Here is a 10,739-nt window from a genome sequence, read left to right as displayed (position 1 = left end):
AAAGCTATGAAAAAAATTACTTTTAAAACCTTATTATTTTTCTGTTTTACATTATGCTCACTCGGCATAGCAGCGCAAGATGCGCCACCTTCTGATGATATTTTTAGATTAAAAAATGTGGAAACTGGGCTATTTTTAACAGATGCAGGAGTAAGTGCCACAGCAGTTACTATGACAAATTTAGGTGAAGAAGATCAAAGCACCCATTTTACTTTTGTAGAAAGCGGTGCATTTTATAATATAGATAGTGAAATTTTAGGAATATTACGCGGACCAGGTGCTGGTGGGCCAGGAGGCCCTTTTGTAGTTGTTAGTACTGCTACATCTGCACCAGCAGCTGATGCTGATAAAGTGTGGACGATACAACACAATCAAACTGATGATACCTATAGATTCCAATCTGGCAATAGTGGTAGATTTATGTATCATGACGCAAATGGAATGGTTACACATATAGTCGTTTCAGAAACGGATGATAGAAGTAATTGGGAACTCGTTCCTTATGTACCAATTCCTGTAGAGACAGCTCCAGATGAAGATACAAACCCTGATCTAACTTGTCCAGCTTCAGGTGAATTCCAAAACGACAATACTAGAAATGTAGATATACCAAACGCTGTTAATGTAGGAACTGTTGATGACAGAACATGTTATTCGGATTATTATGAAACTAATGTCTATGGTGAAATTTGGGGTGCTTATAATATAACGGATGGTTCTAACCATTGGGATACTCCAGGTACCTTACAGCCTAGAATAGAGCGTTCTTTACCTAGGTCTCAAGAGACTGGTGTAGGAAGCTATGCCAGGTTTACAGGTACTTTAAGAATTCTAGAAGTTGGTGATACTGGAAGTTTTGGTACTTCTGGGAGCTATCTCATGCAGACTAAAGGAAAGCACACAGGTGGTGGTGGACCAAATGATCCGGCGATATGTTTATATTTAGCAAGACCTGTATATGGTGATGATGGCAATGGTAATCAAGTACAAGTATCTTTTAACATTTGGAGAGAACAGATCAATTTTCGAGGAGGCTCTGGATCTGCAGGAAGAACTGAGGTTTTTCTTAAGAATGTTGCAAAGGACGAGATAGTAGATATTGAATTGGAGGTTGGTTTTAGAGAAGATCCTAATGATCCTGATTTAAAAATACATTATTCTGATGCTGTAATAGGAGGTGAAGCTTTCAATTGGAATATACCAGAACCAGAAAGAGGTACAGAATCCGGCATTAGATATGGCGCATATCGCGTGAGAGGAGGTAGAGCACAAATGAGATGGGCAAATACGACTTATGAGAAGGTAGAAATTCCAGATACTAGTGGTCCACCACCTTCTGACGATATTTTTAGATTCAGAAATGTAGCTACAGGCCAATTCTTAACAGATGCAGGAGCATCAGCTACACCAGTTACAATGACAGATTCAGGTGAACCTCAAAATACACATTGGACATTTGTGCAACAAGGCACTTTGGTTAATATAGATAGTGAAGTCAACGGCATATTACGTGCACCAGGTTCTGGTGGTCCAGGAGGTCCTTATGTGGTTTTAAGCACAGGGACAACAACAAGTTCTGGAGATAAAGTATGGACCTTACACTATAACGACACGGATGATACCTATAGATTTGAGTCTGGTACTAGTGGTAGATTTATGTATCATGAAGTCAATGGGTTGGTAACACATATCCCAGTTCCTGAGTCAGATCTCAGAAGCGTATGGGAGGCGATACCAACCAGTGAGCCTTTAAGTATTGAGGATAATGAATTAACTGAAGCTTCAATAAAAGTATATCCTAATCCAGCAACCACTAATTTTACGGTTGCATTAAATAATAGTAGAGATGCAGAAGTTAAAATATACAATATGCTTGGAAAAGTGATCTATAAGGGTTCAACGACTAACGGAAAAATTGAAATTAGAACTAATAGTAATTTAACTTCTGGTTTATACATAGTAAGTGCTACAACGGATGACAATAAAACTGTTCAGACTAAATTGATAATAAATTAATTATAATTTCATATTAGTAATTCAAAAGAGGCTGTCTTATATGAGAGCCTTTTTTGTTTTTATAGTTACAGGATAAAACAGGATAGTTTTTCTTTGTAGTAATGTTACTTTTCCATATCATCTAATTACATATCTCAATGAAAAGACGCAATTTTATAAGACTTTCAACCGTTGCAGGAGTTGGTATATCACTTCCAATGTCAGGATTATTAAATGCTTGTTCTAGCCATCCTGAGCACTCATTAGAATTCAAAAACTTAATTTCAGGGCTTTTAAAAGATTGGAGTGATGGTATGTTAAAAGTACAAATTAACAATCCGTCAAATTTGGAAGTACATGGTGCTTTGGGTTGTCCGTCTTGTTCGCATATTCATGGTCGTTGTATGGATGCGGTGTATCCTTTTTTATATATGGCAGACAAAACAGGAGATGAAAAATATGTTGAAGGGGCTAAATTAGTTATGCTTTGGGCAGAAAATAATGTGTCTCAAGACAATGGATCTTGGACGGTTATTAAAAATCCAAAATCTTGGAAAGGCATCACTATTTTTGGAGCTATTGCTTTGGCAGAAGCCTTACACTATCATGGTCATGTTTTAGATGAAGTCACGCGAACAGCTTGGACAAAACGTTTAGAAAAAGCAGGACAGTACATTTACGATACGTTCACCATTGATTTCACCAATATTAATTATCCAGGTACAGCAGTTTATGGTCTGGATTTAGTTGGAGAAGTTGTAAAAAGAGATGATTTTAAAGCAAAGAGTAAAGAACTGGCGCAACAAGTAAAAGCTTATTTTACGCCAAATGAAGGTTTGTTATTTGGAGAGTGTAAAAAGAGTTCTAACAAGTTGAGTGAAAAAGGGTTACACGGTGTTGATTTAGGGTATAATGTTGAAGAAACTTTAAATAGTTTAGTCATGTATGCGCTTAAAAAAAATGACAAAGAGCTTCTTGAAATTCTAACCAAATCTTTAAATAGCCATTTAGAGTTTATGTTACCAGATGGTGGTTGGGATAATAGTTGGGGCAACAGAATGTATAAATGGACATATTGGGGAAGTAGAACTTGTGATGGCAGTCAACCAGCCTTTGGGATGATGGCACACATCAATCCTGCATTTGGAACCGCAGCCGTAAAAAACACAGAATTATTGCAGCGTTGTACAGCAGATGGTTTAATTCACGGTGGACCTGGATTTATTGAAGCTGGTATTCCACCTTGCGTGCACCATACGTTTACACATGCAAAGCCTTTAGCAGCCTTATTGGACCATTGGGACCATTTACCAGAAATCAATTCAAATAATAACCTGCCAAGAACCATAGCAGATGGTGTTAAGCATTTTAAGGATTTAGATGTATATCTTTTCGCGAGAGGAAATTGGAGAGGAACCGTAAGTGCTTATGATGCAGAATATCATTATAAAAACGACTATCGTCAAGCCTCAGGAGGTGCTTTAGGTGTGTTGTATCATAATAAAGTTGGGCTTCTTTGCGCAGCAAGTATGGCAGAATACGCTTTGGTAGAAAAAAACAACCAACAGGTACAGCCCAATAAAGACATCTGTTTAACACCGAGAATTGAAACCTTTAAAGATGAAATTTGGTACACAAACTTATTCGATTTACCTGCTACTGTAACCTCTAAAGATGAAAATGGAACGATTGAATTATTGGCCGATGTTAAGTTGAAGAATGTAGATCGAGAAGAAGTGACAGAAACGGCCTCTGATTTTGATATTACATACAAGTGTTCTGCGGATAAAATACAAATAAGCGTCAGCACAGAACAAGATATTACTGAGCCAACTGCATTTGTTTTACCTATAATCTCGCCAAATAATGAAGTTGTGACTAACGTAAGCGATACAGAAATCACCATTCAAAAACCAGAAGGTTTAGTGACGATAAAAGCTAACGTGCCTCTAAAAATAAAAGACATTGAAGGCTCTAGAACATTTAATATGGTACCTGGTGTAGAAGCCATTCCTTTTGAAATATTCTTTGAAAAAGATGTCAATGAATTGCTTATTTCAATAGCTGTTAGTTAAAATACAGTAAGGTACAGGATACAAAATAATCATAAGTTAATTATACTTGACTTATGGAAAACTCAAATTGGATTCTTCAATTTCTTGGACGCTTACATCCTCTATTGGTGCATTTTCCTATTGGGCTTTTATTTACAGGGTTTATTTTAGAATTACTGACCTTAAATGGAAAGCGAAAAGGACTTAGAGATGGCATCAGTTTTATGGTATATATCGGTGCAGGTTTTGCTGTGTTTTCGGCACTCTTTGGTTGGTTCTTAAAAACTCAAGAAGACTATACAGGCAATTTAGTAGATAATCATCAATACACAGGAATTGCCACGGCAGTTTTAGCTTTGATTACAGCCTTAGTTTTAAAATCAAGCTTAAAAAAATCACCAGTAAATTTAAAAGCCTATCGCATTGTATTTTTCATGACAGTAGTTTTATTGACAATAGCAGGACATTTAGGTGCGAATTTAACGCATGGAGAGGATTATCTTTCTTCAGTTTTACCTGGAAATAAAGATAATTATACAAGTAAGGAATCTGGAGCTTTACTGGCCGAACTTAAGACTGTAGATACATTATCAGAATTACAAAAAGACAAATTAAACTTAGAAGTCAGAGGACTTTTTGCACATAGATGCTACCAATGTCATAGTGAAAATAAACAAAAAGGTGAACTCATTCTCGAAACAAAAGCAGGTGTTTTTAAAGGAGGAAAATCAGGATTAGCAGTCGTGCTAGGTAAGTCAGAAGAAAGTGAAATTTACAAACGTATTTCGCTTCCAGCAAATCATAAGGACGTCATGCCAACAAAGGGTAAGTTGTTGACGTCAGATGAAATAGCACTTGTGAAGCTTTGGATAGACGAAGGAGCACATTGGTCGGATCAAGCCATTAAAATATTTCCAGAAGCTGAATTGGCTTTAGTTAAACCAGAATTACCAAAAGTTTCTGAAGAATCGCATCCTATAGATAAAATTGTCAGTAATTATTTTGATGGCAACGATGTGTCTTGGCAAGCCTTAATCGATGATCGTAAGTTTATTAAAATAGCCTACATGGATGTTATTGGTTTACTGCCAGAACCTGAAGTTATAGATGCGTTTGTAGCGGATAATAATTCTAATAAACGAGTAGATTTAATTGATGACTTATTAAATGATTCCGACAATTATACACAACATTGGTTAAGTTTTTGGAATGATTTACTACGAAACGATTATAGTGGTACAGGTTTTATAACTAAAGGTAGATTTCAAATTACAGGATGGTTGTATACTGCGTTAAAGAATAATAAATCTTATGACCACATGGTAACCGAATTATTGAATCCAGACAAAGAATCAGAAGGGTTTATTAAAGGAATTCAATGGAGAGGTGTGGTCAATTCAAGTCAACGTACAGAAATGCAAGCAGCTCAAAATATAGGTCAATCGTTAATGGGTGTCAATGTAAAATGTGCGTCTTGTCATAATAGCTTTGTGAGTAATCTAACCTTAGAGCAAGCTTATGGTTTTGCTTCGATTTTTGCGGAAGAGCCTTTAGAACTTAATAGATGTGATAAACCTATTGGTAAAATAGCAAAAGTCAATTTTTTATATCCCGAACTAGGTAGTGTTGAAGCAGAAACATTAGCAGAACGATTACTAAAGTTGTCTGAAGTAATGATTAATAAAGACAACGGACGTTTGTATAGAACTATCACAAACCGTATATGGGAACGTTTAATGGGTCGAGGAATTATTGAACCGGTTGATGAAATGGATAACGAACCTTGGAACGCTGAATTGCTCGATTGGTTAGCAGCAGATTTTATTGATTCAGGTACAGACTTAAAGCATCTAATTAAACGAATTATAACGTCTAAGGCATATCAATTACCTACAGTCAATTATAAATCATCAGAAAATCTAAAGCAAGATTACGTTTTTGAAGGCCCTGTTTTAAGACGCTTAAGTGCGGAACAATTTTCGGATGCTATTAGTCAGGTAATTGCACCAGTTTATGTAGCGGTAGAATTTAATCCTAATGAAGAAAAAATGCGAGCGTTACGCATTTGGCATCATGAAAAAGATTTAACAAACACGGTATTACCATTACCTGGTAAACGGTATTTTAGAAAGGAATTCAAGCTCATAAAAGATGATATGATACAAGCTTCGGTTTTAATTTCTGTAGACGATGCTTATAAATTATTCATTAACGGAAAGCCAGTAGGAGAGGGCAATAATTGGGCTGATGTTGGAAAATTCGATATTACTAAACTCTTGACTAAGGGAAATAACGTGATTGCGATAGAGGGCAATAACTTAGGAAAGATTGATAATCCTGCCAGTATATTATTTGCTATGAAAGTAAATTTTAAAGATGGAAAAACCATCAAGGTGTTTTCAGATAAAACATGGGTCAGTACAAACAAAACACCTCAAAGTAACTGGGTATATTTAAATTTTGATGATAGTAAATGGGTAGAAGTTCGAGATTACGGAACAAATAATTGGAGTAAGCTGTTGGAATTTACATTTAAAGAACATAAGGAGACCTTTGCAAGAGCCAGTTTGGTTAAACAACATCCGTTTTTAAAAGCTTTAGGAAGACCTAATCGAGAAATCGTGGCTACGACAAGAGAAGAACAAGCAACATTGTTGCAAGCTTTAGAACTTACAAATGGTGCTTTTTTCAATCGCATTTTACAAGAAGGAGCAAAACAATGGCGCGATACCTATGGAAACGATAGTAATGAAATGGTAGACGCGCTATATCAGAAATTATTAGGAAGGCACCCATCTTCTGAAGAACAAAAGATTTTAAATAAGGCTTTAGGGAATGAACCAAGTACAGCACAAGTACAAGATGTGATTTGGTCGGTTTTGATGTCGCCTGAATTTCAATTTATAAACTAGTAAGAATCGCTTTTGAGTTATGAAGGATAAAAATAGCAAGGTTAATTCGCGTAGAGAATTTATAAAAAAGATGACTGCAGCAAGTTTGGCGGCTTCTGCAACAAGCATTCCTTTAGCAAGTTTTTTAAGTTCCTGTTCGCCCGAAGTTCAGAAAAGAGCAGCTACAGCAGATAGTGTTATTTTACTTTGGATGGCAGGCGGCATGGCACATACCGAAACATTTGATCCTAAAGCGTATGCACCTTTCAAAAAAGGTTTAGAGACCAATAAAGTATTAAGTACATTTCCAAAACATCCCACAGTAGTTGATGGACTAGAGTTTTCTGAAGGGTTACAATCTATTGGAAATGTAATGGATAAAGGAGCTATTATAAGATCCTATAAAGCAGCTGATTTAGGACATATTTTGCATACAAGACATCAATTTCATTGGCATACCTGTTATGAGCCACCGCAATCGGTTCAAGCACCTCATATTGGAGCATGGATTGCAAAAGAATTAGGACCAGCAAATACTGTAATTCCACCTTTTATTTCAATGGGACAACGTTTTACAATGGGCGAAGCCGAAGAATTAAAAGCATTTCATTCAGCCGGATTTTTAGGAAGTGAATATGGTCCATTTTTAATTCCAGACCCATCAGAGGGTTTAGATAGTGTACGTCCACCACAAGGCATGTCCTTGAAACGTTTTGAAGCACGCTACAAACTTTATAAAGAACTGGCCAATAAAAGTGAAGTGATGGAGCAAGCTAGCGACTATCAAAGAGAATCGTTAATGCGTTCTATGGAACAGTCGTACCGACTTTTAAATTCGCCAGAAGCCAAAGTATTTGATTTATCTCAAGAACCTAAAGAAAAATATGATACCTACAACACAGGTCGTTTTGGATTAGGTTGTTTATTAGCAAAACGTTTGGTTGAAAACGGAGGACGATTTATTAGCGTATCAACAGAATATGAACCATTTTTAGGTTGGGACACACATGCTAACGGACATACCAGAGCAAAACAAATGAAAGCTTTAATAGACAGACCTGTTTCGCAATTAATAAAAGATTTAGACGAATCTGGTCACTTGGATAGAACCTTGGTTATTTTGGCGAGTGAATTTAGTAGAGATGCCATTATGGAAGGCAGACCAGGAGAAGAAGTTAAAGATCAAGCAAGCAGACAACCAGATAAAATAGAGCATATTCGACATTATGGAATGCATCGTCATTTTACAGATGGTGGTTCAATATTAATGTGGGGAGGCGGTGTTAAAAAAGGATTGGTTTACGGAAAAACAGCAGATGAAAGACCATGTGTTTCAGTAGAAAATAAAGTGGTTATAGATCAGGTGCATCAATCTATTTATCATGCTTTGGGTATCGATTCTCAAACCCATTACGAAATCGAAGGCAGGCCATTTTACACCACACCAGATGGAAAAGGGCAGCCTATATTAGATTTGTTCGGAAAAGAAATGAAATCATCAAAAGAAAATGTCGCTTAATAATTTATAATCATCATGACAAAGTCTAAAATCAGTCGTAGAACATTTATCAACACCACAGCAAAAGCAGGTTTAGGTTTAGCGATTGTTCCTCATTTTAATATTTTAAAGTCCAAGCCGAAAATGTATGATACCATTATAGGTCATGGAGATTTTAAATATAAAGTACATAAATCATGGGGAGATTTAGATAGAGCTGTAACACCTGTAAAAAATTGCCATGAAATGGTTATGGACTCTAAAGGCCGTTTAATTATGGTAGGGGATAACACTAAGAATAATATTCTGATTTATGACAAATCAGGAAAGCTTCTCGATTCTTGGGGAATACGTTACAAAGGTGGTCATGGGTTATCACTATGGAATGACGGTTCCGAAGATTTTTTATTTATCTGTGATGCCAAAGGCGAAAGTCTAATAAAAACAACAACAGACGGCAGAGAGTTAATGATTATAGGGCATCCTTCTCAATATGGCACTTATGATAAAAAGGATGCCTTTAAGCCAACGGAGAGTGCCATTGGTCCTAATGGTGATATTTATATAGCAGATGGCTATGGCTCAAATTATATTCTTCAATTTACAAAAGATGGAGAATTTATTCGAAAAATAGGAAGTGGTAGAGGTACAGAAAAAGACCAATTTCAAACGGCTCATGGTGTTTGTATCGATTACAGAGCTAAAGGAGAACCTACTTTGTTAATTACATCGAGAGCAGCAAATTGCTTTAAACGGTTTACACTAGACGGTACATATATAGAGCAGATAGATTTACCAGGTGCTTTTGTCTGCCGACCTGTTATTCATAACAAACATTTATACTCTGGCGTTTGTTGGTCTTCAGAGGCCGATTATGTAGAAGGCGACCAAAGTACACACCCCTTTAAAACAAGTCCTAAATCGGGTTTTGTAACCATCCTAGATGAAAATGGAAAAGTAGTGTCTAATCCTGGCGGAACAAAACCAAAGTATAAGAAAGGAAAGTTACAGCGAATGGTACAAGACCAACCCATTTTTCGGCATTGCCACGATGTCTGTGTCGATAATGATGAAAATTTATACGTCTGCCAATGGAATGCCAACAAGGCCTATCCTATAAAATTAGAGCGTGTTTAAGAATAAGGCTAAAAACGAGCTTTAAAAAATTCTTTAAAAAAAGGAGACCACAGTTAAAGAGTCTCCTTTTCATTATATAATTAGTATTGCTTATTTTGAAATTCTATTTTAATCTCTACAATGATTAATGTCTTTAAATTGAATATGTGCAGTTTTGTCTCCAGTATCACTTGTGCCATAAGCACCATATCTTGTATAAACTCTTTCAGTAGTATGGTTATGAATTATGTTTTTTTCTGTACCTCCAACTTTTATCTTCGAAAATGCTGTATTAGATGAATTATATCCTGTTTCATATCTAAAAGTATATTCTTGCCCGTAGTTAATGGTTTTGAAATTTGTTACTGTTCTACCTCCTCCACTTGGTGTGTAAGGATTCGTAGTTACATGAGTTTCTAATCTAATTTTATTAACACCATTTACTGTAACTTTTCTAGCGTATAATAAAAATTGTGCACTACTATTCTTTTTACCTGCTTCAACACCTTTTTTAATTAGACCACCTGCATGAGATTGAATAATACATGTATTGCCATCGCTTAAATCATATATTCTAAACCTGCCAGTAAGTACTGTTTCTTTATTGGGACTGCGAGAAAGGGTGTTGAAAAATCGTTCCACTCTAGTTTTAGTATTATTATATCTTATAGTGCCTCCTATAATTTTGTATCTACCCCAACCTCCTGAAATATTATCATAACCTCCATAAGTTTCACTAGTTCTACAGTCAAGGGTTCCTTTATTATTGGGATTAGATACATCAGAACAGGATTGAGGTGATCCAGGGCCAAGGTTTGGAAACGATGTGTCACAACTTGCTTTTGCATGTAATTCCGTCGAGTCTGGTGATTCTTGTAATGTAGATTCGTCAATTGATGAATCAATTACGTCGTTTGTAGAGCAAGAAATTGAAATAGTTAATAATAGAATTAAAGCTATTTTTTTCAGATTTTGTAGATTACTTTTTTTCATTTTAATTTGGTATTGAAGTTTATATTGGTTCTTTAAGACTTTGCCATAAAAAATCTTAATATTTCCTTAAAACTAAGATGTTTTTAAAATTATGCTATCCTGTACTTACATGATTTTGATAGTTTTCTTTTTACCTAACATCATAGTACAGGATAACTCTTTTTTCGTTTTCTAATATCTTTAGTTTTTAAA

6 protein-coding genes are annotated in these 10,739 nt (G+C 35.7%); 5 read left to right on the top strand and 1 reads right to left on the bottom strand.

The genetic code is table 11. The annotated features are described in order from the left end of the window. The first annotated feature begins 6 nt into the window (after positions 1-6). The 5 genes from Q0822_RS01710 to Q0822_RS01690 all read left to right on the top strand — a co-directional run bounded on the left by Q0822_RS01710 (position 7) and on the right by Q0822_RS01690 (position 9,575). Positions 7-2,016: a T9SS type A sorting domain-containing protein gene (locus Q0822_RS01710; RefSeq protein WP_299119333.1), complete on the top strand. Its 2,010-nt coding sequence runs from the start codon at positions 7-9 to the stop codon at positions 2,014-2,016. Between the two features lie 137 nt (positions 2,017-2,153). Next, on the top strand, positions 2,154-4,070 hold the full coding sequence (locus Q0822_RS01705) for a hypothetical protein (RefSeq protein ID WP_299119331.1): 1,917 nt from the start codon (positions 2,154-2,156) through the stop codon (positions 4,068-4,070). A gap of 53 nt (positions 4,071-4,123) precedes the next feature. Continuing rightward, entirely contained in the window at positions 4,124-6,961 is a 2,838-nt protein-coding gene (locus Q0822_RS01700) for a DUF1553 domain-containing protein (RefSeq protein WP_299119329.1), read from the top strand. A gap of 19 nt (positions 6,962-6,980) precedes the next feature. Continuing rightward, on the top strand, positions 6,981-8,459 hold the full coding sequence (locus tag Q0822_RS01695; RefSeq protein WP_299119327.1) for a DUF1501 domain-containing protein: 1,479 nt from the start codon (positions 6,981-6,983) through the stop codon (positions 8,457-8,459). Between the two features lie 15 nt (positions 8,460-8,474). Continuing rightward, positions 8,475-9,575, top strand: coding sequence for a 6-bladed beta-propeller (locus tag Q0822_RS01690; RefSeq protein ID WP_299119324.1), 1,101 nt, complete (start codon positions 8,475-8,477; stop codon positions 9,573-9,575). Positions 9,576-9,683: 108 nt separating this feature from the next. Here the strand turns inward: Q0822_RS01690 and Q0822_RS01685 are convergent, their stop codons facing one another. Further along, the gene (locus Q0822_RS01685; RefSeq protein WP_299119321.1) at positions 9,684-10,547 is read right to left on the bottom strand and encodes a hypothetical protein; all 864 of its coding nucleotides are present in this window, start codon (positions 10,545-10,547) and stop codon (positions 9,684-9,686) included. Positions 10,548-10,739: the final 192 nt, after the last annotated feature.

This window comes from uncultured Winogradskyella sp. (assembly GCF_947496485.1).
Lineage (GTDB): Bacteria > Bacteroidota > Bacteroidia > Flavobacteriales > Flavobacteriaceae > Winogradskyella.
This window is presented reverse-complemented; position numbering and strand designations above follow the sequence as displayed.

Bases quoted from the DNA above. Each gene is read 5' to 3' on its own strand.
- Q0822_RS01710 (WP_299119333.1), top strand. From the start codon at position 7: ATGAAAAAAATTACTTTTAAAACCTTATTATTTTTCTGTTTTACATTA.
- Q0822_RS01705 (WP_299119331.1), top strand. From the start codon at position 2,154: ATGAAAAGACGCAATTTTATAAGACTTTCAACCGTTGCAGGAGTTGGT.
- Q0822_RS01700 (WP_299119329.1), top strand. From the start codon at position 4,124: ATGGAAAACTCAAATTGGATTCTTCAATTTCTTGGACGCTTACATCCT.
- Q0822_RS01695 (WP_299119327.1), top strand. From the start codon at position 6,981: ATGAAGGATAAAAATAGCAAGGTTAATTCGCGTAGAGAATTTATAAAA.
- Q0822_RS01690 (WP_299119324.1), top strand. From the start codon at position 8,475: ATGACAAAGTCTAAAATCAGTCGTAGAACATTTATCAACACCACAGCA.
- Q0822_RS01685 (WP_299119321.1), bottom strand. From the start codon at position 10,547: ATGAAAAAAAGTAATCTACAAAATCTGAAAAAAATAGCTTTAATTCTA.